This window comes from Heyndrickxia sp. FSL W8-0423, from assembly GCF_038009395.1.
GTDB lineage: Bacteria > Bacillota > Bacilli > Bacillales > Bacillaceae_C > Heyndrickxia > Heyndrickxia sporothermodurans.
The window spans coordinates 2,891,674-2,917,867 of record NZ_JBBPBE010000001.1 but is presented as its reverse complement, the minus strand read 5'-3'; the positions used below and the strand labels follow the sequence as shown (position 1 = coordinate 2,917,867).

Here is a 26,194-nt window from a genome sequence, read left to right as displayed (position 1 = left end):
TCTCCTTTAGCAATCTACACATTCACTATTTTTGGTCTTACGTGAGTTCTGCCTTTTTGATAGGACAGTTATTACATTATATCTACCCATTGTCTCTATGTAACTAGTAAAGTGTGACATTTTACTTGCGATTTACGCCAATTTTAGGCAACATCATGATAATCGCCAAACGTTAATTCTTATTAATCAGGTGAATAATATATATTAAATAAAAAAATTGGGTAGTCGGATGATCGTGTAGAATACACTCCACCAAAAATAAAAATTATATATAATGGAAATTCCAAATGAAAAAGTTTAGCTGAAATAACAACAGACCAAGAACTTTTGTCCTTGGTCTGATTTTTGCTTTAGTTTTAAATCTGTTTCTCATTAATGTAGGTTTTTATAGTTGGTGGTTCATATTTTTTAAATTTTTCTAGCAACTGATTCGGTTCAATATCTACAAGTGCCATTGTACGGTATTTTTCCTGTAAAAATTGTTCCTTTGTCATATGATTAAACAGTTCAACAAGAGGATCAAAGTAATGATTGATATTTAGAAGGCCACAAGGTTTTTGATGAAGTCCTAATTGAGCCCACGTAAAAATCTCAAAGAATTCTTCTAATGTTCCCGGTCCTCCTGGTAACGCGATAAACCCATCTGCAAGTTCTGCCATTTTAGCCTTTCTTTCATGCATTGAATCAACTACTATCAGTTCTGATAATCCTTTATGGGATATTTCCCTCTGTTCTAAAAAACTAGGCATAATTCCAATGACTTGACCACCTTCATCCAATACAGCATCGGCAACTGCTCCCATAACACCAACACTTGCGCCACCATAAACAAGCGAAATATTCCGTTTTGCTAGTTCTTTACCAAGTTTTTTAGCATTTTCGATATAAGTATTTGACGCTCCATTACTGGAACCACAAAATACTGCTATTTTTTTCATTATGACCATCCCCCTAACAAATTCAGCGTTTATATTATACAAAAGTCTGAAAGATTTGTTAAACTTTATGATAGTGGATTGAAGGAGTGAGAAAAAATGGATGTAAGTGAATTTCAACAGTGGGTAAATGATTATTATGAGAATAGAGGTTGGTCCGAGCTAGACATTTTTATTCGGATCGGCTTTTTAGCGGAGGAAACTGGAGAAGTAGCACGGGCAATAAGAGCCCTTGAAATTGGGCGGGATAGACCGGACGAAGTTGCAGAATCGTTTACGAACAATAGAAAGGCTTTAATAGAAGAATTAGGAGATGTATTAGGTAACGTAATTGTAATTGCTAATAAATATAACATTTCTTTAGAAGAAGTGTTTAATTCTCATAAGGAGAAACTCTCAAAGCGTTACTCTCATGAATAAATATAAATTCCACACTTTTTTCGATTACCTTAAAAATTTTCGTCCTCTTGAACATATCTAGGGGACGAAAATTTTGCCCCTTAATCTTTTTTATTTTAATTCAACAGGCGGTACTTAGTTTCCTTTTTATCCATATAATTTGTATTGAATAAAAACATTAGAATCATTCATGATACCATCCTTCATCGAATTCAAGGTTTAATGCTTTTCCAAAATATACTCCAAATTTAATAAATCCTCTTCCTCTTGCCGTAATTATATTTCCATCTATTACTACAATGTCTTTACAATAATTCTCTTTTTCGAAAACGCCTAACTTATCCATAGCTTCCTCTGTCAACCCAACCGTAAACTTTCTCCCCCTTAAAATACCTGCTTTTGCTAAAAGAAACGGAGAGCTGGAGATACTTGCAATGACAATTTCTTTTGCAGCTATTTGATTAATAAATTCAAACAGTTCATGTTTGTCTATAAGCGTCATAATATCCATACAACCTGGTAACAAAAAACTATCAATTTCTTCGGGATTAACTTCATTAATAGTAGTGTCAGGTACACAAGATAACCCTGCTTCACCTTTTATGGTTTGATTGTTCAATCCAATAGTAACAACTGGTTTATTACCTTGCATTAAAATAGATAGTGCTACACTTAACTCATATTCACTAAAATGAGGATACAATAAAACAGCGGTTTTTTTCACTAAATTCACCCCTTTCTTAATCTTTTATTTCAACAAAAAGGAGGGATTTCTCTGTTTAGCATCCGCTCCATCTTGTTCATAAACTACTCTTCACATCTTCTTTTTAGTTACTTTCATGTTTTCGCCTCGGAACTTTTTATAATATTCTAACATAAATAGCCGATTCTATTATGAAAAATCAACTAATCTTTAGTAGATTGTTATATTGGATCTGTAATGAATGCAGTGTAATATAAATGTAGAGATAAAATCTGGCACAATCTTTAATAAGACCTAAATGAAGGAGAAAATATATGATTATTAGAGAAATGAAAAAAGAAGACAATGCAAAAGTAAAAGAAATAATACAAAATTCATTAGAATCACTTGGGTTAGCGATTCCCGGAACAGCTTATTTTGACCCTCAACTTAATGACCTACACCACTACTATACGAACTTAAAACATGCGAACTATTGGGTAGTAGAAATGGAAGGCGAAGTTGTTGGTGGAATTGGGATAGCGCCGTTTAACGAACATGACAACATTTGCGAATTGCAAAAGCTATACTTAAGTCCAAAAACACAAGGTTTAGGGTATGGAAAGAAACTAATGGAAACAGCTTTGTCATTTGCTTCAAAACATTATGCAAAGTGCTACTTAGAAACACAGCATGAATTAAAAACTGCATGTATATTATATGAAAAATTCGGATTTACCCTTTTAAAACAACCATTATCAGGATCTGAACATTCCGCTATGAATGCGTGGTATATAAAAGATTTGAATTAAATTCTTAAATACAAACGTAATGCCCTCCATTTCCAAAGATGGAGGGCGCAGATATGAATTTGTTTGTAGAGATTACAACAGTTCGTTTGAAAAAGAGTCTAACATCCCAGATTTTAACTCTCTACCAATAAATATTAGCACTGTACTTCGCTTATCTTCCTTACCTAGTTTTGTGTAGCGTACAACATTATCTGCATATTGAACATGGGTAAGATAATCCTCATTTTTTAATTGCACAAGTCCCTTTACACGTATAACATCCTTAGGTAAACTACTTAACCATTTTGTGAATGTTCTTTTTTCTACCACGGGTACATTTTCAACTTTCAACGTAACAATATCTCCATGGTGTTGAGGATGATGGTGAGTGTTAATTTTATTATTATCTGGAATTTGAGTTTGTTTACGTATTTTTGTCATTTCGATATCACTATATGTTGTAAAATACACTGGTACATTTGTCTCTAGTATCGTTTCTATTTTCTTTTGGATTTTCACTTTTTCTTTTTCATTAATACGATCAGCCTTATTTAATAGTACAATAGTAGATTGTTGTACTTGTTCCTTTAATAATGTCCTAATCTCTTTGGAACTAGCAAAAATGCTTAGGTAATCCAAAAAGTGACTGGCATCTACAATTCCTATAGTAGATTTCAGTAAAAAGATCTCTGCTATATCACTACGAGAAAATACTCCTGTTACTTCACGTGGATGAGCTACTCCAGTTCCCTCAATAAGTAAAATATCAATGTTCTCATCAATATGCTGAACACTTAAAGATCTAAGTGTATGATACAAATCTTCTTGAATAGTACAACAAATACAACCGTTTAAGAGTTCGAAAACAGACTGATCTCCAAATAAATGAGATTCAACATTTACAGCACCTAATTCATTTAAAATAACTGCTACTTTTATCCTTTCTTTTTTATAGTGCCTTAACATATTTAATAATAATGTTGTTTTACCGCTACCTAAAAACCCATTCAATACATATGTTTCAATCTTTTTCATCTCATTTCCCTCCATCAAAACGAAATCATTACGATTTAATTTGCGCTTATTTAAATATTATGATTATACTAACAATCTATGATAATTTTTTTTACAATTCATTTTATGATCCCTACTTGTTCTATCTATTTTCCACTTATCTATTAATTTTATAATAATGTACTAGAATCAATTTTTATCGCATAAAATGAATTACCTAAATCGAAATCATTACTATTTACAATGATCCAATACATTTTAATTAGGAGGAATTGAAATGATCCAATATAGAAATAAAATATTCAAGGAAAGTTGTATCTTATTACTTTTTTTATTGTTTATTTATTTGTTTCTTTTTTCAGAGAATATTAAAGATTCTATAGTGGAAATAGTTCCAACTGATTTGTTTAATGTAAATACTATATTTCTTAGTATTGTTCTAGAAGCCATTCCATTTATTCTTATTGGAGTTATTGCTTCATCTATAATACAATCCTTTGTTACAGAAAAAATGCTACAAAAAATCTTACCTAAACATGCTTTTCTAGCTATGCTTCCTGCAATGTTAGTAGGGGAAATTTTCCCTGTTTGTGAATGTGCTATCATACCTATTGTTCGAAGGCTCATAAAAAAAGGACTACCTAATCATATTGGAATTGTATTTATGTTAACGGTCCCGATCTTAAACCCAATCGTATTTATTGCCACTTATTTTGCTTTTCAAAATAACTCCTATTTGTTATATGGAAGAATGGGATTAGCCTGTGCTGTCGCTTTCATTGTAGGTTCTTTCGTTTACGTTTTTTTTAAAAACAAAGATATATTAAAAATTTCTCTTCCAATAGAAGGTAGTCATTTTAGTAACTTAGAAAGAAATCGGTTTAGTAAGATTTTAAAGCATGCTGGTGATGAATTCTTTGATACTGGAAAGTATCTACTCATTGGTGCTTTATGTGCAAGTTTGTTTCAGACATTTCTTGATAGGAACTTATTAATTTCTATTGGAACAAATGAAGTTACTGCACCTACTGTAATGATGGGCTTTGCCTATGTTTTATCTCTTTGTTCAGAAGCTGACGCCTTTGTTGCTGCTTCTTTTAATAATACTTTTACAATCGGATCTTTGCTTGCTTTTCTAGTTATGGGACCAATGTTAGATATTAAGAATACTATTATGTTATGTGCTTACTTCCGAGTAAAATTTGTAGTTCCATTTATTCTAGTAACCTGCGTAAGTATCTATTTCCTATCCAGATTATTTGAATGGATATTTTTCTAAGGGGTGAGAAAATGAACGAGCAAAGATTAAGGACACACACTCTACTCAAAGGAGTCATCTTATCAGGCTTTACTCTCCTTTTATTTAAGATGTTATTAAGTGGTAACATCACTTACTTAATTGCTCCAAAAATGTATCCTTACCTATACTTCACCACGGTTGTATTATTTCTTTTAGGAGTTTTACAAATTTTCAAATGCACTTCAGATAAACCGAGTTTTGATTGTGAATGTTGTGAAGAACATCGGCCACCTAAAAATACTTTATGTTCTTTATTCTTATATTCATTATTTATCTTACCAATAGTCACTGGCTTCTTGTTTGCTGATCATATATTAGGTAGCTCATTAGCAAAGAATCGCCAAATACAATACAATACAAATTCTACACTATCAACTTCTAATACAGCCACTGCAAATAACGTTGACTATAATAGTGGACAAGTAACGGAAAATAACCAAAACACCACGACTGCACAGCCTCAGGAAATGTCTCAACAGGACTATAATATACTTCAGGATACATTAGAAAAGAAAAAAAGTTTTAGTGTGAACGATAAATTGTATATGCCAACAATGAACATCGTACAAGATAATCTTGACTCATTTATTGGAAAGGAAATTGAAACGACCGGTTTTGTTTATAGAGAGAAAGAATTTACAAATAAACAAATTGTTATCGCTCGTTATGTCATTACATGCTGTATAGCAGATGCATCTGTTTATGGATTAATGGCAAAAGGAGACGTTACAAAGCTAGAAGAGGATACCTGGGTTCGAGTTAAAGGAAGACTAAATAAACAGGAGTATCATTCTATGACTATTCCTGTATTGGATATTCAATCAATAGAAAAAATTAATCAACCTAAACAGCCTTATGTATACGATATAGGAATTAAAATAGATTGAACGTAATTAATGTTGGGCTTTTACGTACATTACTTTGTCTAGGTTTTAAATTTGAAAATTGAAAATATCCTATTGTTGCTTTTGAGAACTCCCCTTAAACAAGTAAAGGATATGCAAAATAAGATGCATACCCTTTACTACTTTTATTTAAGATTGATTTTTAATCAGCTTTTCAAGATTTTTTTCCATCACCTTTATATAATCAAGACCATTTTCCTGGTCCTCATCGCTTAGTCCTTCAAGTGTATTTAGAACCTCTGTTTTGGCCCCAATTTCATTTGCAAGAGTTTTGGCAACTGCTGGTGATGCTAGTTCTTCAAAATAAATCACCTTGACATCATGCTCTTTGGCAAATTTTTTAAGTTCAGCTAATTTTTTGGCGCTTGGCTCTTGTTCAGGTGACAATCCAGCTATTGGTACTTGTTGTAACCCATATTCACTAGCTAAATAACTAAACGCTGCGTGTTGTGTAATGATTTCTTTCTTTTTTACATTTTGTAGCTCTGTACGATATTCCTGATCTAACTGAGTTAACTTCTCCATGTATTTCTTACTATTATCCTCATAGCTATCTTTATTGCTTGGATCAGCTTTAACTAAGGCTGATGTTATATTTTGAACCTCTTGTTTCGCTAATGCAGGACTTAGCCAAACATGTGGATCCATCTCATGTCCATGCTCATGTTCTTCTTCATGTCCATGTTCCTCTTCTTCTACACCTTCAACCAATGAAATACCTTTACTCGCTTCTACAAATTCTAGTTTATCGTTATCATTTGATTTTTGTATGCTTTGTACCCAAGTTTCCATATAAGGACTATTATAAACAAAGACATCAGAGCTTTGAATGTTTGCTATGTCTTTTGGTGTAGGCTCCCATTCATGTGGCTCGATTGTAGACGGGATTAGTAATTCAACACTAGCTTTATCCCCTGCAATATTTTTCGTAAATTCATACATTGGATAGAATGTCGTAACAATCTTTAATTTCGATGTATCTTCCTGTGATTTTTTATCCCCTGACACTTGAACTGCTGTATCATTTTTATTCCCACACCCTACCATAAGCATGATAGCAGCAAATATGACTAAAATAGTTTTGAAATTTATCCCTTTCATCCTGTATCCTCTCCCCTTCTCCCTATCTTTTTCTCTTAAACGTAATCATTACGATTTAAAAACTAATTTGAATTTCAAACTTTTAATAAAGGGATTCGCATTCTTATTATTTTGTTTCTCTGTGTAAGGTGCGTCTTTTTAACCTAGGGCAATATTTCATTAACTCTATTCTGTCCGGATTGTTACGCTTATTTTTTGTCGTTATATAATTCCTGTCACCAGTTTCTGTACATGCCAAGGTTATCTTTACTCGCATTTCTCTTTACCTCCATTTATTCTTCTAATACTTTTACCATGAGGACTTTTTCACTCCAGGAATATGCCCTTTATGTGCTAATTCTCTAAATTTGATCCGCGACATTTTGAATTTGCGTAATACTCCTCTTGGCCTTCCGGTAATCTCACACCGATGTGTTAGTCTTGTTGGAGATGAGTCACGCGGTAACTTTCTTAAAGCTACATAATCTCCTTTTGCTTTTAATTCTTTTCTTAGTTCTGCATACTTCTTTACTAAGGCTTGTCTTTTGAGTTCTTTAACAATTTTTGATTTTTTAGCCATAAACTTCGTTTCCACACCTCTCTTCAATAGAATAGTACTCAAAGTTGATAAATTGTAATCATTACGATTTAAATTGTAAAATTTTATCAATTCAGTGTCTTTGTTCTGTTACCAACCATTCAAAAGGATCAACTAACTCACTCCAGTTCCCCATTTGTTCCTCTGTAGTTAATAAACAACGATCTAGCGCTTTCGTAATCCCGACTTTATCCATATCGATACCAATTAGGACGAGCTCTGTTTTTCTATCACCGTAAACAGGATCCCATTCCCTTCTCAATTCATCGTTCTCCTCAAGATACTCATCCTGTTGTTTTTTAGACAATGCGGCAACCCAATATGCAATGGGCTCTAATTGCACGGAAGGACCTGCTTGGGATAATAAAAGCGCTACGTCATTTCTCGTTGCACACCAAATGAGACCTTTTGCCCTTACAATTTCTTCTGGCATCTCTTCAATCCAATCATTCAATCTTTCTGTATGGAATGGGATACGACTTTTATAAACAAAGGAACTTATTCCATATTCCTCTGTTTCCGGAATGTGCTCTTCTGATTCTAGCTCCTTTAACCAACCAGCTGATTGACTCGCCTTGTCAAAATCAAATAGATTCGTATTTAAGATTTCCAATGGATCAATTTTCCCATTGATTGTTCTGATGATTCTTGCTTCCGGCTGTAATTTCCTTAAAAAAGATTCGAGCTGATTTAACTGATCGTTATTTAGCATATCGCATTTATTTAAGATAAGAATGTTACAAAATTCAATTTGATCAATTAATAAATCAGAAACCGTTCTCGTATCTTCACTTCCAACAGCTTGACTTCTTTCAAGTAATGAATCACCTGAAGAAAAATCGTGCCAAAATCGATTTGCATCCACAACAGTAACCATCGTATCTAGTTTACATGAATTCGTTAAGTCGATACCCAGTTGATCATCGATATAGGAAAAGGTTTGTGCAACAGGGATTGGTTCACTAATTCCTGTCGATTCAATAACAATATATTCAACGTCTCCTTGTTGAGCTAGCTTCTGAACTTCAATGAGTAAATCTTCTCTTAATGTACAGCAAATACATCCATTCGATAACTCCACTAATTTTTCTTCTGTTCTATGTAACCCTCCACCTTGCTTTACAAGTTCCGCATCAATATTGATTTCGCTCATGTCATTCACAATAACAGCTACTTTCATACCCTCCCGATTCTTTAGAATATGATTTAATATCGTTGTCTTCCCCGCACCTAAATATCCACTTAGAACTGTAACAGGTATTTTTGCTTTGTACGTATGCATATGCCCCTCCGTAAAAAAATAATAGTAATCATTACGATTTATAAATTACATTTTTTTCTAAGATTTTAAAAAATGATAGATAAAACACTTTTTATTATCGCAAATCGTAATAGTTACGATTTGAATAATACAATAAAATATTTAAAAAGTCAAAGTGTTTTTTCTTTATGAAAAAGAAATAATTAAAGTAATGAAAGTGATTATTTTTTTTATCAAAAAAACAAAAGTTTCCTTATATACCCGCACATCTAAGGGAAACTTTTTCTACAAATAGCGTATTCGAGTTTCACTTCGGATAAGCTTCATTTCAATATTCGTTTAACATCTTTAAGTTTCTTTTCAAAAAAAGAGAGTCGATAAATGTCTGGCATCGAAAGTTTCTTCCAAAAATTGAAACGATATGACGTATCAAAATAATGAAGGATTAACACCATTAGATTCCCATGGGTACCAATGACAACATTTTTCCCCTTATAAAACATTTAATGTTGCCGCGACACCTCTATTTTGGGCGACACGATTCGATTCTCCCCCTTCCCAGTGAAAATCAATATCTTCCCACACCTTCCGAATTACACTATCAAAATCATGTACAGGTTTTTCGGACAAAACACGTTCCTTAAAAGCATCCATTATTTCTATCTCGTTATCAATATATTTTGCAATACCTTCAACTGTTTGAATTGCACGTTTATATGGGCTTGAAATAACATGATGGATGCCTTCGTTTTTAAGAAGTTGAGTGACATGGGATGCATCCCTAATGCCCCTTTCTGACAGTGGTCTTCCTAACTCGTCAGGTGTAAAAAATGAATGTGCATGTCTAACTAAATACAGGTTCGTTACCACAAATATCCCACCTAATTGATCGTTTCAAAAGTTTTTTTAAAATACTTTGCAGCCTCAAGCATTCTCGGACCATACCAAAACATTTCACCATCAACTAAGATGGATGGAATGTTTTGCAGAAATTCAGCAAACTCCATTTGATGTTTCTCCTGGAAGGGAAAGGGTTCAGATGCCAGCAATAAATAATCTAAATTTGCTTGTAGGAAATCCTCTTTACTTACACTTGGATATCTCCCTTCAGACTCAGTAAACGGGTTAACAAAACCGATCCTTTCTAATAAAGAATTGATGTATGTATCTTTTCCGACGACCATATATGGTTTTCTCCAAATGACATAGGCTGCTCGTTTACCTTGGACATTCGGAAGGAATTGAAATTGAGATGTGATCGTATTAACCAGTCGGTCGGCTATTTCTGCACGATCAGTAACTGCCCCAATATCATTAATCATCCGGTAAGCTTCATCTACTGATTGTACTTCCGCGACAAAAACAGGATAATGCTTTTCCAATTCTTCAACCATTTCCTTCGTATTTTCTTCCTTTTCAGCAAGAATTAGATCTGGTTTCAACTCATGAATCACATCCAGCTTAACCTTTTTCGTACCGCCTACAATTGCAGCATTTCTTACTTTCTCTTCCGGATGAATGCAGTATTTGGTCCTTCCAACAATTTCATTTTCAAGTTGCAATGAATACACCGTATCTGTAATACCTGGACAAAGTGAAATTATTCGTTTTGGAGGATACTCATATTCAATCAATCTACCGAGATGATCTTTCGTTGTTTTTATCAAAATAATATCCCCTTCCTGTTTTGTTGGATACCGTTTATACTCTAAGTTATTTTATTAAAAAATTACTTAATTTTCAAAACAAATGAGTTTTTAAGCATGATAGTAGTCAGCCCAGCACTAACGGCGTATAATTTCTATGTATGTAAAAATGCGGGAGGAATTCATCATGGGTGAACTTTCAAAGACGAGATCCGTTCTTCTAATCACATTCCTAGTTTTAGTATGGGGGTTATGCTGGCCAATTTATAAAATTGCGCTAAATTACACCCCACCTATCCTGTTTTCTGGAATGCGTACTTTATTAGGAGGAATATTACTACTTCTCATTACCTTTCCAAGATATAAACAAATTCATTTCAAAGAGAATTGGCATATTTATTTAATTTCAACGATATTTAATGTCATTTTATTTTTCGGACTACAGACCGTAGGATTGCAATACTTACCATCCGGTTTATTTTCTGTTATTGTCTATTTCCAGCCTGTTTTAGTCGGTTTCCTTGCATGGGTATGGCTTGGTGAAAAAATGTCCGGATTAAAAATCAGCGGCCTTGTTTTAGGTTTTCTTGGTGTTGTAGTTATTAGCTTTAAGAGCTTTAGTGCCGAATTATCAATTGTGGGTGTAGTATTGGCTCTTATAACAGCAATCAGCTGGGCAATAGGTACCGTGTTTTTGAAAAAGGCGGGGGCAAAAGTGGACGCTCTTTGGCTTGTAACGATTCAATGTGTTATAGGTGGCCTGGTCATGACCGGCGCCGGATTAGAACAAGAGAGCTTTTCCGCGATCCAATGGTCAGCACCTTATTTATCAGGTCTATTCTATGGAGCTATATTCGGAATTCCGTTAGCGTGGCTTACTTATTTTACCCTTGTCCGATCAGGAGAAGCAAGCAAAGTAGCAACGTATACTTTCCTTGTCCCACTAATCGCACTCGTGGTTGGAACCATTTTTCTACATGAACCAGTTACCATTTATTTAATTATTGGTCTGATTCTAATTGTCTTTAGTATTTATTGTGTGAATCATACGCCAAAGGTACAGCGTGTTCAAAGCATTCAAGTGGGATCATCTAGTGAAAATATGTAAGATAATTAAGAAAAAAAGCTCTACTTTTTATTAACGGGTTCGGTTATTGGGTAGAAAACGTTAATTAACAACCTCATCGGGGATACAATTCGTATATGAATTGGTGTCCCCCTTTTTGTTGTTATAACAACGATTAAACGAATTTAACATAATAATTAACACTTCAACACGCATACAAATTGATGCCACCGCATAAATTTTTGCAGTGTTGTTAAAACCCACGCTAAAACTATTGTGGATTGGGTTGTCCAAGGTCCAAATACTAATAGCATTGATAATGAGATTTAAGGCGCTGGCACGCTGTAATTGATCTTGTAATGCTCTTTCCCTAAGTTCCCCCTGTTTCCCAAAGAAAATAGCCAGTGCCAATGCATTCATAGCTACTCCTTTATTTAATCCACGTTGAATTCGTCGACGCAATGTTTCGCTAGAAATATAATCTAATATAAACAAGATCTTATCTATACGCCCCATCTCTCTTAAAGTTGTCGCAAGGCTATTTTGATGGGAGTAAGAACCTAGTTTTCCCATGATGAGAGAAGCAGAGACCGTTCCTTCACGAATAGAATGTGCCAACCTTAATACATCATCAACGACAGTGTCGCCCTTACGTAATACTTTTAGAAGTTCGTCCAACTTCGGCCGGTTTTTCCTTTTGCCGGATTCTTTTTCTTCAAAAATTTCGTCTACTTCATAATGATTCAATGCATCGAGTTGTAATGATAATGACTGATCTTGCGTACTTACACGAGCATAACCAAATTTTAATATGAATCTCCCCTTTCTACACACATTAATTATACCAAAAAGGGTTTTAAGGCATAGGTATTGGTTTTTTGTTTTTGGTTATAGTTTTGGTTATGTGTTTAGGTAGTTTTTAAGACTTTTAGAGAATTTCACACAACATAACCAAAAACGGTCGTTTTCGGTTATAAACGTCTTATCATGTTCAGCTCATAATATCTTTTTGAAATGCCGTACTCTACCTTAATCCAATAAAAAGATAAATAGCCGTTCCCCATATAAAGAGAGCTGAGCATTTATTGAAAATAATCATAAAGTTTCCTGTGCCGTCTAGCTTTCTCATAACTGTACCTGCTAGTGTCAGTCCAAAGAACCAAATCCAAGATACTGTGATACAGGTTACAGTGAAGAGTACTTGCTCTGTCCCGACATACTTTAATGCACTTGTTCCAATAACTCCCACTATATCTAAAATTGCATGTGGATTTAGTAAAGATACAGACAAGGCAAAGAGGATTTGTTTATTCATCGATAACGCTTTACTCGATGTAGAAGTTGTAGGTTCAGATCGCCAAATAGAGTAACCCATATAAAGTAAAAACAAAATGCCTATAATTATCAAGCAAAGTCGCATCCATTCGAATTGCAAGACGATGATTGATAATCCAAAGACAGCTAAAAGTATCAAAAACGTATCACATACTGCTGCTGTAATTGTTGCAGGAAGTGCACTAAGTAGCCGTGGTTGTGTAGCACCTTGTGAAAATACAAATACATTTTGTACCCCTAAAGGTAAAATGAGTCCAAATGCGAGTATAATCCCATGAATAATTGCTTCCATATTATCATCTCCCTTTCACTTATACTGTAACTATGTTACAACTAAAAGAAAACAACCAATTGGATGGCTTTTTATCCAACCAATTTAGAGAGGAAGGTTTTTATGCATTGGAAGCCAGATAGGCAGTCCCATCTTACAGTTCATGTGCAAATCGTAGAATGGATGAAGACTCGCATTGAACGGGGGGATTGGACAGTTGGTACTAAACTTCCGACACAGCGTCATCTAGCAGCACAATTTGAAGTGAATCGAAGCACAATTAATCTTGTCCTAGATGAATTAAAAGCAGATGGTTTGCTTGAATCGAAAATAGGTTCAGGTACATTTGTAGCAAATAATTCATGGAATGTCCTTTTAGATAAATCACAGCCCAATTGGCAGCAACACATTGAAGCTAGTATTCACAAACCAAACTACCATACGATTCAACTGATTAATGAATGTGAGCAAAATGATAACATCATACGTCTTGGTACTGGTGAGTTATCCCCTGAGCTACTTCCAACAAAACAAATTGAACACTCATTGAAATCACTTTCATTGGAATCCAGAGCAATCGGATACTCAGAACCACAAGGTAGTAAAAAGCTACGAAGTATTTTGTGTGAGTATTTAAAGAAAAGGGGCATTGAAACCGCACCGGAAAATATTTTAATTGTTTCAGGTGCACTTCAAGCGCTTCAATTGATTGCCGTAGGATTACTTGAAGAAGGGGCGATTATCTTTCAAGAGCACCCATCGTATTTAAATTCAATCCATCCATTTCAATCTGCTGGGATGCGTATGATACCTGTTCAGCGTGATGACAATTTAACCAACACATTACGAGTTGCCAAAAGAAAAAGACAATCCCTTTTTTACTGCGTGCCAACGCTACATAATCCGACAGGTCGCAATTGGACAATAGAGGAAAGGAAAGCCCTATACAGTACGTGTAAGCAACTACAAATCCCGATTATTGAAGATGATGTGTATCATGAACTGTTATTCGAATCATCTTCTCCTGCACTAAAGTCATTCGATCAATCGGGGCAAGTATTGTATGTAGGGAGTGTTTCGAAAACGCTAAGTCCTGGATTACGTATAGGATGGATAGTAGCTCCTGAGCCGGTTATCCAACGGTTAGCAGATATTAAAATGCAAACAGATTACGGTTCAAGTGCTTTTTCCCAAGAAATTGTTGCACACTGGATCGCGACTGGATTATATGAATCGCATATTCTCCAACTCCGCGAACAATTGAAATTAAGGGCTACTTTTGTAGAAGAAATTTTAGAACAGCAATTTCAGCACATCGCAACGTGGGAAAAGTCTGAGGGAGGTTTCTATATATGGCTTCGATTCAATGAACCTATTGTGAATAAGGCATTATTTCTGAATTTACTCAAGAAAAATGTACTTATCAATCCCGGTTACATTTACGATACAAGCGATTTACATCACATTCGCCTTTCCTATGCTTATGCATCATTAGAGGAATTAAAGGAAGGGTTGAATATTTTAATGGAACTAACCCGTCGCTAATTCACACTTATTTTATGTGTTATTTTGCACATCAACAGAACAAATTCTATAGAATCAGAATTTTATTTATAAACTACAATAAAAAATAGCAAGTGTGTGTTTTTTTATTTTGTTCAGCAATCGGACCAATAATTGAACAACACTAGATTTTAAAATGACAGCGTCGTTGTTTGTTATTGAGGGAAAAGAGTTTATAGGAAGAAAATTTAACAACAATTAATTTGAACACCGTTCTATGTATGCGGACATTTTCCAATGGGAAGATTTGATTTATAAAACTGATATGACTGGGTAAGCGAATTAAAACTTTCTAAGAAAGAGCAACTTGGCGAAATAGACGCATTATTTACAAATGGTTCCCCTAAGTCATTTAAGAATGGGATGGCAAACAAATTACCAATAGGTGCGAAAATTTATTCCGCAAAAGAGCGTGGAGACATTTTAATTGCTGAATACAATGGTGAAGAGAAATATTATTTAGCTCTTGTCGAAGGGTAAATGAGGACGAATTTGATAGATTTCTTATTGATCAATTTGATTATTGACTGAATTTTCATTCATTTCGCAAGGGAAATAATCAAAACAAGTGGCTGGAGTTATCAAATTTACTCATTATTTTAATAGCCTTTATACATATTGTGGTAAAATTAAATAATCGATGATATGAGGTGATTCGTTTGGTTGTAAATGTAGTAATCATACTTATTTTGGCTTTAGCTGTTTTCGCTTCAATTGCTGCGTGGATAAATACGCATACTATTTTAAAAGACTTATCAGAAATAAAGGATCAGTTAGGTATCAAAGAAATACGGAAACCTTCCTTTTTTGATAAAGATCTGGATAATGACTAAATAAATATATCTATTAAGTCTGAAAACCTAAAACGTAGAAAGACCTCAATAATGAAGGATACTAACAAATCCTCCAATATTGAGGTCTCATTTTCCAACATTCTTTTTATCTTTACTCTTCCCTCTGATATAACTAATTGTCCAATAAACTATCAAAAGAATAATCCAGTATCCTGCTTTCTAAGACGTGAAAACACTGGAGATCTTAAAGAAAATAAGTTATTAATGTAACTCGAATAGAATTACGATAATTGGAGGAAAGATGGAATGGGTATGAGAATGCATAGACGGAGAATTTCCGGTTAATGTATAAAGAGAAGGCTTAAAAAGCAGAAATAGACGGAGGTATTCAGGTTAACATCCCTAAATAAGTCAAAATCCAAAGAATTGTATAATATAGTCGGAAAAGCTTCCCTTATTTTTAAGGAAATATGGGTATTTTCCAATTTAAACGGAATTTCTCCGCTTATTATCAAACATAGATAAATCAACATTCAGTTATAACAACCAAAATCAAATAACTTGTCAGATAATCTGATTCATTGGCAGGAGAATGACAATATACCATGGTAATTGCATCTATTTTAGCAATTCAATTTTTAGATAGAGAAGATCTATTCGCAAATTGTTATTTGCTATGTGATTTATTGTGCGATTCTATATGCTAATTCGTTCAAAACATTGATACAGCAAAAAAATAGGGTGAGAAAAATCCCTTCGATTTCGCACCCTATTTGCATTGTTCTTTACTGTTTTGCACCTTAAAAGAAAACCCGTTAGAGGTTTGTCTTTTATGATACCTTTTGAACGTTCATTTCATTACCTTCTAACCGGTTCTTCCTCATTTCAGCTGAAGCTGTGAAAAGAACATCTGTTGAAGAGTTAAGTGCTGTTTCACAAGAATCTTGTAATACCCCAACAATAAAGCCTACACCAACAACCGTCATAGCTACATCATTCGGGATTCCGAAAAGACTGCATGCTAGTGGAATTAAAAGTAAAGAACCACCAGCTACCCCTGATGCTCCACAAGCACAAACAGCAGATAGAACACTAAGAATAATAGCTGTTGGGATGTCGACTTGGATGTTTAACGTATGAACTGCAGCAAGTGTTAACACAGAAATTGTTACTGCTGCACCTGCCATATTGATCGTTGCGCCTAGCGGAATCGAAACGGAATAAGTATCCTTGTCTAAACCTAGTTTATCGCATAATTTCATATTCACTGGAATGTTTGCTGCGGAACTGCGTGTAAAAAATGCTGTAATCCCACTTTCCTTGATGCAAGTTAACACGAGTGGATATGGGTTTTGACGAATACATACGTAAACGATGATTGGATTAACAACTAGCGCTACGAAAATCATGCACCCGATTAATACAGCAAGTAATTTTCCGTAACCAAGCAATGATTCTAGTCCATTTGCAGTAATTGATTCAATTACTAACCCCATAATTCCAAATGGCGCAAATTTTATTACCCATGTAACAATTTTTGAAACAGCATCAGATACATTGGAAATCATTGTTTTCGTTGTAGCAGGGGCATTTTTTAATGCTACTCCAAGTAGGATTGCCCACGATAATATACCAATATAGTTCGCATTATATATTGCCTTAACTGGATTATCGACAATATTCAGAAGTAAAGTTTTCAAAACATCCACAACACCACCTGGGGCTGTCAACTCTGCATTCCCAGTAGCTAGTTTCAAGCTTACTGGAAAAATAAAACTTACTATAACGGCAGTAAGTCCTGCTAGAAAAGTTCCTAAAAGATAGAGAACGATAATCGATTTCATATTCGTCTTTTGTCCACTCTTATGTTGTGCGATGGCTGACATGACCAAGAATAAGACCAATATTGGTGCAATCGCTTTTAGAGCCCCTACAAATAAAGAGCCTAGAATAACAAAAGGCTTCGCTATACTCGGGAGGGTGATGGCTAATATAATCCCAATAATTAAACCTACGATTATTTGCTTAACTAAACTAATTTGATTCCATTTTTTCACTAGATTCATTGTGTGTCCCCCCTGTTGTATGTAAACCTACAATCCTCTATAGAATATTGTAAGAATACTTATAATATTAGTTTATATTTAATAATATTGTAATGAATATTTAGATATATTACAATAACTTTATTATTTTTGCTAAAAAATATAGGTTTACTTAAGAGATAAAAAAGAACGCTGAAGATATCAGCGTTCAACTAACTTATAATCTATAATTTTTTTACTTGCCATTTTAATTAAACTACAAGAAGAATAACAACAAAATAAATAATCATCGCAAAGAATCCCACAGGTATAGCAAAACGTGCATATTGTAGACTCGTAATTTTAAGCTTTCCAGCCGAAATGATATTCGGAATGTTCCCTGGGATCAGCATTCCACCACTAATGATCAAACCTAATAATAATGCCTGAATTGTTGATGGACTCATCGCCGGACTTACCTCTGCGGCAGCCAGTGTTGCATTATCTAAAATCGCAGAAATAATGTTAATCCAGTACATGATGAATGGATGCAAGTCTAATAGATATTTTTCGATAAAAGGTTGAAATCCCGCTCCTAACAATGTTAAAGCCATGACAAACAAATATATTTTTAAGCTGCGAATAATAATTTCGGCATAAGATTCTTTTTGCGAAGATATCGTTTTTTCAATATCATTCAATGCATTCGCTTCGGCAGCTGATGCTACCTCATTTTGTGCCAAAATCGCAGCAGACTCTTCACGTGACTTAACCATGAATGCGGCCAAAACGCCAAAAGCTGCAACACCCGGGATGACATATACGCCAATTGATTTCAGCAAATAAAAGAAGCTTTCATCCAGTTTACTTACAACAATTGTTGAAAGTGGTTCTCCAATTGGAGTAAGGACAGCCCCCATTCCAATTGCAAAACAAGCCAAAACTACTAAGCGAATTTCTGATTGTCGATCAATCTTTAATACACTTACAACCGCTACAAGAATAATTGCAGCAATAATGGCAGTGATGACACTGGAAATTAATCCAAGGATGATCACAAATAAGGCAATAAACAATCGATATGGCATCGCTTTACTGATCCCTAAAATTCCTTTTTCAATCGGCCCCTGGAACCATCGAAACAATAAACCTGCAACAAGAACAGCTAGTGTAATATTAATCGGATGGACCAACGCCTCTTTCACAAGATGCCAATCTAATGCTTGACTAACTAGAACTGACAGAACCCCCATAATAAATAAGAATACTTCTAAATTTTTTTCCACCACATGTGTAAATGGCAGTAGCAGTACAAGCAGCAAGATGATGGATAAACCAATAATCATTAAGCAAATTCCTCCCCTTTTATCTATTGATTATTTCTAAAAAATATAAAAAAGCCTGTCACTAAGGGACATACGTATCCCTTGGTGACAGGCTCCTCCAATAAAGTTAATGGTATTTAATTTTTGTGTTTTAGATGTGATATTTTTCGTTTAAAAAACAATTAAATTTTATCAACTAGTATTATATTAACAGTAACTAGTCATTTTTACAAGGTTTATTTTATCGGAATACTCAGACCGCCAAAATATTAAATTAACAATACATTAAGTTCACTATTAGAAAATATTATTATTTTGTAGAGTGAAAAGTGCTTCATAAGAAACAATAGGATGCCGCAGCATCCTATTGTACATTTTTTTCACATATTTAATTAAAAGTCTGCATTTCCTGGTGTACGAGGGAATGGGATGACATCGCGGATGTTCTTCATTCCGGTTAAATACATGACAAGTCGTTCAAACCCAATTCCATAGCCTGAATGCTTTGTACCACCGTATTTTCTAAGCTCAAGATACCACCAGTAATCTTCTTCAGACATACCAAGTTCTTTAATTTTATTTGCAAGGACCTCTTCTCTTTCCTCCCGTTGGCTTCCCCCGATTAACTCGCCAATACCAGGAACCAATAGGTCAGTTGCAGCTACTGTCTTACCGTCATCATTTGCTCTCATATAAAATGCCTTAATTTCTTTCGGATAGTCGGTTACGAAGACCGGACGCTTATAAATTTCCTCGCTTAGATAACGTTCATGTTCCGTTTGCAAATCCGTTCCCCATTCAACAGGGTAGTCAAATTTCTTACCAGAGTTCTTTAATATATCAACAGCTTCAGTATAAGTAACCCTTCCAAAATCGGATTCTAAAGCATTTTTCAATCTTTCAATTAGCGTCTTATCAATAAAGCTATTAAAGAAGGCCATTTCTTCAGGTGCTTCTTCAAAAACGTAATTAATTACATACTTAACCATTTCTTCTCCGAGGTCCATGATATCCGGTAATTCTGCAAAAGCCACTTCCGGCTCGATCATCCAGAATTCTGCGGCATGTCGTGCCGTATTAGAATTTTCTGCTCTAAATGTTGGACCAAAGGTATACACATTACGGAAAGCAAGAGCAAAAGTTTCCGCATTTAATTGACCGCTAACGGTTAAGTTGGATTCTTTGCCGAAGAAATCAGCACTTTCGTCCACTTTTCCGTCCTCGTTTTTTGGAAGCTGGTTCAAATCCATTGATGTTACACGGAACATCTCCCCCGCGCCTTCTGTATCGCTTCCGGTAATAATAGGTGTATGCACATAGACAAATCCTTTTTCTTGAAAGAATTTATGAATGGCGTACGATGCAAGGGATCGTACTCTGAAAACGGCGGAGAAGGTATTGGCTCTCGGACGTAAATGAGCGATTGTTCTTAAATATTCAAGAGAATGTCTCTTTTTTTGCAAAGGATAAGCTGGATCCGATAATCCTTCAACAACAATTTTTGTCGCTTTAATTTCAAATGGCTGTTTCATTTCAGGAGTTGGAACAAATTCACCTTCTACTAAAACGGAAGAGCTAATAGGTAACTTCGTGATTTCTTTGAAGTTATCGAGGGTATCTTCAAAAACGACTTGTACACTCTTAAAGAATGTTCCGTCGTTTAATTCCATAAAACCAATGGTTTTAGAGTCGCGAAGAGTTCGAATCCAACCCGAAATTTGCACAGTTTGTTCGTTAAATTTTTCTTGATTTCTGTATAAATCTTTTACTACGGTCTTTATCATAATTAGCCTCCATATGGTAATTTTTCACAATAAAAAAGCCTTCTATCCCATAAAAAAGGGACGAAAGGCTAACTTCCGCGGTACCACCCAAATTGTCATAATATGACCAACTTTAAAGCGACTATTGCTTATCCAGTCCATAACGTGCTGGTAACGTCTAAGCCTACTTAAGTTATCCCTTTCGGTTAGAACTCAAAGGTGTTCTTCATTCATGCTTCATCACCAGGCTTCCACCGTCCCCGGCTCGCTATCGAATATAGCAAAAACTACTTTCCTTTTCATCGATTTAAAAATATGTAATTTTAAAAATGACTTATTATTGTAATAATCTATCACAAAACATAATCCTTTGTCTAGTTGCCCCCTAAGATATATACCGAAAGCTTTATTGGTCAAACATTTTAACGTATGCGGATCAATATAAGCTGTAATTGATAAACAGGATTGAGCAATAGACAAAGTCGTTAATTTAACAATATCTGAACTTCGGGAAATCCTTTATTACATCAAACCAACTAGGATACCTTATTCTACTCAAAAATTCCAATGATTGTATACATCACAGCTTTCAACTTTCAATCATCTTGAATAATTCGTGACAATTATGTCCTTTTATAAATGAACATTTTATGAAATACATCACAATATGCTGTTTTTATTAATAAAACATATTAAGATGGTGTCAAATTGGTTTACCAGTAAATATTAGGATTCATAGGTACCTATATCCATCATTAGAAAGGAGTTTCATTTATGAGAATGAAATGGTTAACCTTACCAATGGTTTCCGTACTCATGATTGTACTATCAGGCTGCGAACCATTAATGGTCCTTGATCCGAAAGGTCCGCAGGCAGAGACACAGGCGAATGATATTATCGCTTCTATTCTAATTATGTCATTTATTGTTATTACGGTTTTCGGATTACTCATTTATATGTTAATCAAATACCGTGCTTCAAAGCAAAGCAAGGATTATGAACCACCTTATGTAGAAGGGCATCCATTGGTTGAGGCGATTTGTGTAGGTATTCCAGTGATCATTGTCACTACGCTTTCAATCATGTCGGTGATATCCAACTATAAGGTAGAAGCAACGCCAAAAGGTTATGAAAATCAGGAACCTCTTGTCATATATGCAGCTTCATCCAATTGGAAATGGCATTTTAGTTATCCGGAAGAGGAAATTGAAACAGTCAATTATTTATATATTCCAACAAATAGACCAATTGAGTTTAGATTATATTCATATGGCCCAATTACAAGTTTCTGGATTCCTCAGCTTGGAGGACAAAAATATGCCATGTCAGATATGATAACAAAATTACACTTGGCCGCAGATGTTCCAGGTGAACTCATGGGACGTAATGCTAATTTTAGCGGTAAAGGTTTTGCGGAAAATACATTTAATGTAAAAGCAATGTCTGAAGCAAAATTTCAGGAATGGGTTCAAGAAGTAAAAGAAACAGCTAAGCCTTTAACTGAAAAGAAATTTAATCAATTATTGGAACCAGGTCATGTTGGACAATCCACTTACACTGGTACCCATTTAGAATTTGCGCCTGCTCCAGAAGGCGAACACGCAGGACATAATCATTCGAGCACGAAAGAAGAGAATGATGAAAACCATGATTCCAATGAAGAATCATCGCACGATCATTAATATTTTCAAGACTACTATTTTGAAAGGAGTCTGAACAAAATGGACTTTTTCGATAGATTTGCTATCCCAAACCCGAGTATTGCCATCTATGCTTCCATGGTTTTGATTGGACTTACCTTACTGGCGATTCTAGTCGGACTAACCTATTTGAAAAAATGGGGCTATTTATGGCGCGAATGGTTAACGACTGTCGATCATAAACGAATTGGGATTATGTATTTAATATCTGCTTTACTTATGCTATTCCGTGGTGGAGTAGATGCCATTATGATGCGCGCACAGCTTGCCGTTCCTGATAATAAGTTGCTCGATGCACAGCATTATAATGAAATTTTCACGACACACGGAATTGTTATGATCATTTTTATGGCGATGCCTTTCATTATGGCTTTAATGAACTTCGTCGTACCATTGCAAATTGGCGCACGCGATGTAGCGTTCCCACGTTTAAATGCTTTAAGCTTTTGGTTATTCTTTATGGGTGCGATGCTCTTTAATATATCCTTTGTTATCGGTGGTTCACCTGATGCGGGATGGACTTCATACTTCCCATTAGCCGGTAATGAGTTCAGTGAGTCGGTCGGCTCGAATTACTATATGATCGCGATTCAAATTGCAGGTCTCGGTACGTTAATGACAGGAATCAATTTTATAACCACGATTCTTAAAATGAGAACAACTGGTATGACCTTAATGAGAATGCCAATGTTCACATGGGCAAGCTTAATTACAAACGCGATAATTGTCTTTGCGTTCCCAGTTCTAACGGTTTTACTCCTTATGGGGACGATGGACCGGCTTTTTGCCACCAATTTCTTCACTACAACAAATGGTGGAATGGATATGCTTTGGGCAAACCTGTTTTGGGTTTGGGGACATCCAGAGGTGTATATATTAATCTTGCCTGCCTTTGGAATTTATAGTGAAGTAATCTCAACCTTTTCTCGCCGTAATCTTTATGGTTATAAATCGATGGTGGCGTCAATGGTCATTATCTCGCTCATGTCGTTCCTTGTTTGGGCTCACCACTTCTTTACAATGGGGCAAGGAGCATTAGCGAATAGTATATTTTCCATTACAACAATGGCCATCGCTGTTCCGACAGGGGTAAAAATATTCAACTGGCTGTTTACACTGTGGAAAGGAAAAATTGAAATCACCACACCAATGCTTTATGCCCTACTTTTCATCCCACTCTTTACAATCGGTGGGGTTACCGGGGTCATGCTAGGAATGTCTGCGGCTGACTATCAATATCATAATACGATGTTCTTAGTGGCACATTTCCACATGGTGATTATTCCTGGTGTTGTATTTGCGATGTTAGCAGGCCTCACTTACTATTGGCCTAAAATGTTTGGCTTCATGCTGAATGAAAGAATCGGAAAATGGTCGGCATGGATCATTGGTGTTAGCACACTTGTGGCTTTTATGCCAATGTTTTTCAGCGGATTAGATGGGCAGGCGCGACGAATGTACACCTATTCTGCATCGACTGGGTTCGGACCATTGAATATGATTTCATTCATCGGTGCGCTGGGCCTAGCTGCAGGTTTTATCTTGATTGTGTATAACATTTATTATAGTACGCGATATGCATCTAGAGATATTGGTTCTGATCCGTGGAATGCACGTTCATTAGAATGGGCAACTCACACACCAGTTCCAGACTATAATTTCGCGATTTCACCGCAAGTTAAGTCTAAAGAAGCTTTTTGGGATTCAAAGAAAAATGGTGAACCATTATTTAAAGGAAAATACGAAAAAATTCATATGCCAAATTCAAGTGGAGTTCCTTTTATCATGGCGAGTATTTTCTTCGTCTGGGGCTTTACCTTCGTATTTAGTATTTGGATTCCATTAATTCTAACCACAATCGGTATCTTTGCATGTATGGCTTTCCGCTCTTTTGAAAAAGATCATGGCCATTATATTGAGGTGGAGGAAATAACAGAAACGGAAAATAGATTGGGAGGTACAGCAATATGAAAATAAATCCATCGCTCCCTCTTGAATATCAAACAGAAGAAAATCGTTTGAAGATCCTTGGTTTTTGGATTTTCTTAGGCGCAGAAGTCATGTTATTTGCTACCCTGTTCGCATCATACTTTACTTTATATAATCGAACAGGGAATGGACCAAGTGGTGCAGAAATTTTTGAAATTACACCTGTTTTAATTGAAACCATTTTACTTTTAACAAGTAGCTTTGTAATTGGTTTAGGCATTCATGCGATGCGAATCGGTAACAAGAAGGCGATGCTCGCTTTCTTTGCCATTACCCTTCTCCTTGGTTTAGGATTTTTAGGATTTGAAATTTATGAGTTTATTCACTATGTTCATGTAGGTGCTGGATTGCAAACAAGTGCTTTTACGGCGATTCTTCTAACTACATTAGGAACGCATGGGGCCCATGTTACCTTTGGATTATTCTGGGGACTGTTCATTATTTTACAGGTAAGAAAAGATGGATTGAATCCTGAAACAGCTAATAAATCATTTATCTTTTCACTTTACTGGCATTTCTTAGATGTTGTGTGGATCTTTATATTTAGCTTCATCTACTTGAAAGGAATGATGTAATGATGAAGGAATTATTCCCATTCAAACAAGTCATGGGGTTTGTGTTTTCGCTCATCCTAACTGTTGTCGCTCTCGCCGTTTATTTCTGGGATATGTCATTTGCAGTTGGCATGACAATCCTCCTTGTTACTGCATTTATACAAGCCGCTGTTCAATTAGTTGTATTTATGCATGCAGGCGAAACTGAAGATAAAAAGCCTATTTATATAAATATTTATTATGGTGTATTTATTGCTTTAGTAACCATATTTGGGACCTTACTTTGTATGGTCTGGGGTTATATATAAATATATTATGTAAATTAGTTGCATAAAACAGCGCATAGATTCTATTCATCCATGCGCTGTTTCTATTTTAAATTTTATTTTTTTATAGTAGTTGCAATTTTCTTATGATGATTGGATTTCTTATGCATTTCTTCCGTGAGGACAAAGAAAACTCCCATAAGAAAAATAAAAACAGCCCCCATAACCGTTCCAAGACCAATTGCTGCCAATGTGTTGTAACCGCTCTCATAATATCCGATAGAAAAAAGAATGATGCCTACAGTCAGCAATGTACCCCCGACAAACTTAACGGTCGATAATAGTTTCATATGATCATCCTCCTTCTTTATATTATTCAATTAGTTCACATAATTGTCAAATACTTTTCAGGATTTGGATATATTTTTGTTTAAAAATTACTTGACTTATAAAAACGATCTTTGTTTTTTAGTATTATGGGGATAACCGCTGATAAACCATTATCAGCGGTCAAATAGCAACTCCAAGAAGTGCTATGGCAGGAATCCTTCTCCAGATTGTCAGTGAATATGCTTTATTAAACATAGTTAAGTGCCTTACGAAGCAAGATCCATAGTCATGCAATCCCAAGCTACTTTTTTGATGGATTATTCTTGATATTTCGCGAAAATTATCATTTTGCCGTTTTCGTTTAACCATCTTTCTATGTATAATGAACCGAAAGATAAGCTTTCTAATTTCTGCTATTGCTTTTTTATAGGCGTAACTACTGCAAATAAACTATCTGTTGGATCAGATACATTCACTTCAATGATTTTAAATCCATTCGTTCCATTTTTGCAGTCGTTGTTCTTTGTTGATTTTAACTGAATGTTACCCATTTCCTTCTCTCCTCCATATAAAATTACTCACAGTAGGCAGTATATGATGAA

Annotated in this window: 25 protein-coding genes, 2 pseudogenes and 1 other annotated feature; of the genes and pseudogenes, 11 read left to right on the top strand and 16 right to left on the bottom strand. The window is 35.1% G+C overall.

Translation table 11 applies throughout. The features are described 5' to 3' along the window. Positions 1-356: 356 nt before the first annotated feature. Positions 357-938: an LOG family protein gene (locus MKY81_RS14810; RefSeq protein ID WP_341118159.1), complete on the bottom strand. Its 582-nt coding sequence runs from the start codon at positions 936-938 to the stop codon at positions 357-359. 96 nt (positions 939-1,034) lie between these two features. Between MKY81_RS14810 and MKY81_RS14805 the strand changes: the two genes are divergently transcribed. Continuing rightward, positions 1,035-1,355 (top strand): MazG nucleotide pyrophosphohydrolase domain-containing protein, encoded by a 321-nt coding sequence (locus tag MKY81_RS14805; RefSeq protein ID WP_202776481.1) that lies wholly within the window; start codon positions 1,035-1,037, stop codon positions 1,353-1,355. A 163-nt stretch (positions 1,356-1,518) separates the two neighbouring features. Here MKY81_RS14805 and MKY81_RS14800 read toward each other — a convergent pair whose 3' ends face one another. Continuing rightward, positions 1,519-2,058 carry a DJ-1/PfpI family protein gene (locus MKY81_RS14800; RefSeq protein WP_341118156.1) on the bottom strand — a complete coding sequence of 180 codons (540 nt, stop codon included), beginning with the start codon at positions 2,056-2,058 and terminating at the stop codon, positions 1,519-1,521. Between the two features lie 293 nt (positions 2,059-2,351). On the opposite strand from MKY81_RS14800, the gene MKY81_RS14795 reads away from it, so the two are divergent. Beyond that, positions 2,352-2,828 carry a GNAT family N-acetyltransferase gene (locus MKY81_RS14795; protein WP_066229161.1) on the top strand — a complete coding sequence of 159 codons (477 nt, stop codon included), beginning with the start codon at positions 2,352-2,354 and terminating at the stop codon, positions 2,826-2,828. A gap of 72 nt (positions 2,829-2,900) precedes the next feature. On the opposite strand, the gene MKY81_RS14790 is transcribed toward MKY81_RS14795, so the two are convergent. Then, positions 2,901-3,842 carry a CobW family GTP-binding protein gene (locus MKY81_RS14790; RefSeq protein WP_341118155.1) on the bottom strand — a complete coding sequence of 314 codons (942 nt, stop codon included), beginning with the start codon at positions 3,840-3,842 and terminating at the stop codon, positions 2,901-2,903. A 256-nt stretch (positions 3,843-4,098) separates the two neighbouring features. On the opposite strand from MKY81_RS14790, the gene MKY81_RS14785 reads away from it, so the two are divergent. Together MKY81_RS14785 and MKY81_RS14780 are read left to right on the top strand one after the other, a co-directional pair. Next, on the top strand, positions 4,099-5,100 hold the full coding sequence (locus tag MKY81_RS14785) for a permease (protein WP_341118153.1): 1,002 nt from the start codon (positions 4,099-4,101) through the stop codon (positions 5,098-5,100). A gap of 11 nt (positions 5,101-5,111) precedes the next feature. Further along, complete coding sequence (locus MKY81_RS14780; protein ID WP_341118152.1) at positions 5,112-6,008, top strand: TIGR03943 family putative permease subunit; 897 nt, start codon at positions 5,112-5,114, stop codon at positions 6,006-6,008. A 147-nt stretch (positions 6,009-6,155) separates the two neighbouring features. Here MKY81_RS14780 and MKY81_RS14775 read toward each other — a convergent pair whose 3' ends face one another. From MKY81_RS14775 to MKY81_RS14750, 6 genes and pseudogenes are all read right to left on the bottom strand, one after another. Next, positions 6,156-7,127: a metal ABC transporter substrate-binding protein gene (locus MKY81_RS14775; protein ID WP_108073305.1), complete on the bottom strand. Its 972-nt coding sequence runs from the start codon at positions 7,125-7,127 to the stop codon at positions 6,156-6,158. A gap of 106 nt (positions 7,128-7,233) precedes the next feature. Beyond that, complete coding sequence (gene rpmG, locus MKY81_RS14770; protein ID WP_084347913.1) at positions 7,234-7,383, bottom strand: 50S ribosomal protein L33; 150 nt, start codon at positions 7,381-7,383, stop codon at positions 7,234-7,236. A gap of 33 nt (positions 7,384-7,416) precedes the next feature. Next, on the bottom strand, positions 7,417-7,686 hold the full coding sequence (gene rpsN, locus MKY81_RS14765) for a 30S ribosomal protein S14 (RefSeq protein WP_066235549.1): 270 nt from the start codon (positions 7,684-7,686) through the stop codon (positions 7,417-7,419). 91 nt (positions 7,687-7,777) lie between these two features. Then, complete coding sequence (locus MKY81_RS14760) at positions 7,778-8,986, bottom strand: GTP-binding protein (protein ID WP_066235552.1); 1,209 nt, start codon at positions 8,984-8,986, stop codon at positions 7,778-7,780. A gap of 302 nt (positions 8,987-9,288) precedes the next feature. Beyond that, a pseudogene (locus tag MKY81_RS14755) lies at positions 9,289-9,835 on the bottom strand (histidine phosphatase family protein). 11 nt (positions 9,836-9,846) lie between these two features. After that, a complete protein-coding gene (locus MKY81_RS14750; protein WP_244913533.1) occupies positions 9,847-10,632 on the bottom strand; it encodes an ABC transporter substrate-binding protein in 786 nt (261 codons plus the stop codon). A 166-nt stretch (positions 10,633-10,798) separates the two neighbouring features. Between MKY81_RS14750 and MKY81_RS14745 the strand changes: the two genes are divergently transcribed. Next, positions 10,799-11,719 carry a DMT family transporter gene (locus tag MKY81_RS14745; RefSeq protein WP_066235555.1) on the top strand — a complete coding sequence of 307 codons (921 nt, stop codon included), beginning with the start codon at positions 10,799-10,801 and terminating at the stop codon, positions 11,717-11,719. Between the two features lie 213 nt (positions 11,720-11,932). Here the strand turns inward: MKY81_RS14745 and MKY81_RS14740 are convergent. Continuing rightward, positions 11,933-12,511, bottom strand: a pseudogene (locus MKY81_RS14740) (Tn3 family transposase); the annotation flags it as partial. 190 nt (positions 12,512-12,701) lie between these two features. Then, positions 12,702-13,304, bottom strand: a complete 603-nt coding sequence (locus MKY81_RS14735; RefSeq protein WP_066235559.1) for a LysE/ArgO family amino acid transporter — start codon at positions 13,302-13,304, stop codon at positions 12,702-12,704. A gap of 102 nt (positions 13,305-13,406) precedes the next feature. On the opposite strand from MKY81_RS14735, the gene MKY81_RS14730 reads away from it, so the two are divergent. After that, positions 13,407-14,828 (top strand): aminotransferase-like domain-containing protein, encoded by a 1,422-nt coding sequence (locus tag MKY81_RS14730; RefSeq protein ID WP_066235561.1) that lies wholly within the window; start codon positions 13,407-13,409, stop codon positions 14,826-14,828. Between the two features lie 677 nt (positions 14,829-15,505). Further along, positions 15,506-15,679: a hypothetical protein gene (locus MKY81_RS14725; protein ID WP_160331492.1), complete on the top strand. Its 174-nt coding sequence runs from the start codon at positions 15,506-15,508 to the stop codon at positions 15,677-15,679. A 791-nt stretch (positions 15,680-16,470) separates the two neighbouring features. Here MKY81_RS14725 and sstT read toward each other — a convergent pair. From sstT to asnS, 3 genes are all read right to left on the bottom strand, one after another. Further along, the gene (gene sstT / locus MKY81_RS14720; RefSeq protein WP_066235563.1) at positions 16,471-17,706 is read right to left on the bottom strand and encodes a serine/threonine transporter SstT; all 1,236 of its coding nucleotides are present in this window, start codon (positions 17,704-17,706) and stop codon (positions 16,471-16,473) included. A gap of 230 nt (positions 17,707-17,936) precedes the next feature. Next, positions 17,937-19,010, bottom strand: a complete 1,074-nt coding sequence (locus tag MKY81_RS14715; RefSeq protein ID WP_066235565.1) for a DUF1646 family protein — start codon at positions 19,008-19,010, stop codon at positions 17,937-17,939. Positions 19,011-19,381: 371 nt separating this feature from the next. Beyond that, positions 19,382-20,773, bottom strand: a complete 1,392-nt coding sequence (gene asnS, locus MKY81_RS14710; protein ID WP_066235567.1) for an asparagine--tRNA ligase — start codon at positions 20,771-20,773, stop codon at positions 19,382-19,384. Between the two features lie 53 nt (positions 20,774-20,826). After that, positions 20,827-21,064: a binding site (T-box leader), on the bottom strand. Positions 21,065-21,526: 462 nt separating this feature from the next. On the opposite strand from asnS, the gene qoxA reads away from it, so the two are divergent. The 4 genes from qoxA to qoxD are packed head-to-tail and all read left to right on the top strand — an operon-like array spanning position 21,527 to position 25,304. Then, positions 21,527-22,435, top strand: coding sequence for a cytochrome aa3 quinol oxidase subunit II (gene qoxA, locus MKY81_RS14705; RefSeq protein WP_066235569.1), 909 nt, complete (start codon positions 21,527-21,529; stop codon positions 22,433-22,435). 39 nt (positions 22,436-22,474) lie between these two features. Continuing rightward, a complete protein-coding gene (gene qoxB, locus MKY81_RS14700) occupies positions 22,475-24,424 on the top strand; it encodes a cytochrome aa3 quinol oxidase subunit I (protein WP_341118151.1) in 1,950 nt (649 codons plus the stop codon). After that, positions 24,421-25,017, top strand: coding sequence for a cytochrome aa3 quinol oxidase subunit III (gene qoxC / locus MKY81_RS14695; RefSeq protein ID WP_066235573.1), 597 nt, complete (start codon positions 24,421-24,423; stop codon positions 25,015-25,017). The genes qoxB and qoxC overlap by 4 nt, the downstream gene beginning before the upstream one ends. Positions 25,018-25,019: 2 nt before the next feature. Beyond that, positions 25,020-25,304, top strand: coding sequence for a cytochrome aa3 quinol oxidase subunit IV (gene qoxD, locus MKY81_RS14690; RefSeq protein ID WP_066235668.1), 285 nt, complete (start codon positions 25,020-25,022; stop codon positions 25,302-25,304). A gap of 74 nt (positions 25,305-25,378) precedes the next feature. Here the strand turns inward: qoxD and MKY81_RS14685 are convergent, their stop codons facing one another. Together MKY81_RS14685 and MKY81_RS14680 are read right to left on the bottom strand one after the other, a co-directional pair. Beyond that, on the bottom strand, positions 25,379-25,612 hold the full coding sequence (locus tag MKY81_RS14685; protein WP_066235575.1) for a hypothetical protein: 234 nt from the start codon (positions 25,610-25,612) through the stop codon (positions 25,379-25,381). A 393-nt stretch (positions 25,613-26,005) separates the two neighbouring features. After that, on the bottom strand, positions 26,006-26,143 hold the full coding sequence (locus MKY81_RS14680) for a hypothetical protein (protein WP_160331493.1): 138 nt from the start codon (positions 26,141-26,143) through the stop codon (positions 26,006-26,008). Positions 26,144-26,194: the final 51 nt, after the last annotated feature.

Excerpts from the sequence above, each read along its gene's own strand:
- qoxB (WP_341118151.1), top strand. The coding sequence starts at position 22,475 with ATGGACTTTTTCGATAGATTTGCTATCCCAAACCCGAGTATTGCCATC.
- MKY81_RS14760 (WP_066235552.1), bottom strand. The coding sequence starts at position 8,986 with ATGCATACGTACAAAGCAAAAATACCTGTTACAGTTCTAAGTGGATAT.
- qoxA (WP_066235569.1), top strand. The coding sequence starts at position 21,527 with ATGAGAATGAAATGGTTAACCTTACCAATGGTTTCCGTACTCATGATT.
- MKY81_RS14785 (WP_341118153.1), top strand. The coding sequence starts at position 4,099 with ATGATCCAATATAGAAATAAAATATTCAAGGAAAGTTGTATCTTATTA.
- MKY81_RS14810 (WP_341118159.1), bottom strand. The coding sequence starts at position 938 with ATGAAAAAAATAGCAGTATTTTGTGGTTCCAGTAATGGAGCGTCAAAT.
- MKY81_RS14775 (WP_108073305.1), bottom strand. The coding sequence starts at position 7,127 with ATGAAAGGGATAAATTTCAAAACTATTTTAGTCATATTTGCTGCTATC.
- MKY81_RS14730 (WP_066235561.1), top strand. The coding sequence starts at position 13,407 with ATGCATTGGAAGCCAGATAGGCAGTCCCATCTTACAGTTCATGTGCAA.
- MKY81_RS14715 (WP_066235565.1), bottom strand. The coding sequence starts at position 19,010 with ATGATTATTGGTTTATCCATCATCTTGCTGCTTGTACTGCTACTGCCA.
- qoxD (WP_066235668.1), top strand. The coding sequence starts at position 25,020 with ATGAAGGAATTATTCCCATTCAAACAAGTCATGGGGTTTGTGTTTTCG.
- MKY81_RS14735 (WP_066235559.1), bottom strand. The coding sequence starts at position 13,304 with ATGGAAGCAATTATTCATGGGATTATACTCGCATTTGGACTCATTTTA.
- rpmG (WP_084347913.1), bottom strand. The coding sequence starts at position 7,383 with ATGCGAGTAAAGATAACCTTGGCATGTACAGAAACTGGTGACAGGAAT.
- asnS (WP_066235567.1), bottom strand. The coding sequence starts at position 20,773 with ATGATAAAGACCGTAGTAAAAGATTTATACAGAAATCAAGAAAAATTT.
- MKY81_RS14780 (WP_341118152.1), top strand. The coding sequence starts at position 5,112 with ATGAACGAGCAAAGATTAAGGACACACACTCTACTCAAAGGAGTCATC.
- MKY81_RS14685 (WP_066235575.1), bottom strand. The coding sequence starts at position 25,612 with ATGAAACTATTATCGACCGTTAAGTTTGTCGGGGGTACATTGCTGACT.
- MKY81_RS14795 (WP_066229161.1), top strand. The coding sequence starts at position 2,352 with ATGATTATTAGAGAAATGAAAAAAGAAGACAATGCAAAAGTAAAAGAA.
- MKY81_RS14745 (WP_066235555.1), top strand. The coding sequence starts at position 10,799 with ATGGGTGAACTTTCAAAGACGAGATCCGTTCTTCTAATCACATTCCTA.
- qoxC (WP_066235573.1), top strand. The coding sequence starts at position 24,421 with ATGAAAATAAATCCATCGCTCCCTCTTGAATATCAAACAGAAGAAAAT.
- MKY81_RS14790 (WP_341118155.1), bottom strand. The coding sequence starts at position 3,842 with ATGAAAAAGATTGAAACATATGTATTGAATGGGTTTTTAGGTAGCGGT.
- MKY81_RS14805 (WP_202776481.1), top strand. The coding sequence starts at position 1,035 with ATGGATGTAAGTGAATTTCAACAGTGGGTAAATGATTATTATGAGAAT.
- rpsN (WP_066235549.1), bottom strand. The coding sequence starts at position 7,686 with ATGGCTAAAAAATCAAAAATTGTTAAAGAACTCAAAAGACAAGCCTTA.
- sstT (WP_066235563.1), bottom strand. The coding sequence starts at position 17,706 with ATGAATCTAGTGAAAAAATGGAATCAAATTAGTTTAGTTAAGCAAATA.
- MKY81_RS14680 (WP_160331493.1), bottom strand. The coding sequence starts at position 26,143 with ATGGGTAACATTCAGTTAAAATCAACAAAGAACAACGACTGCAAAAAT.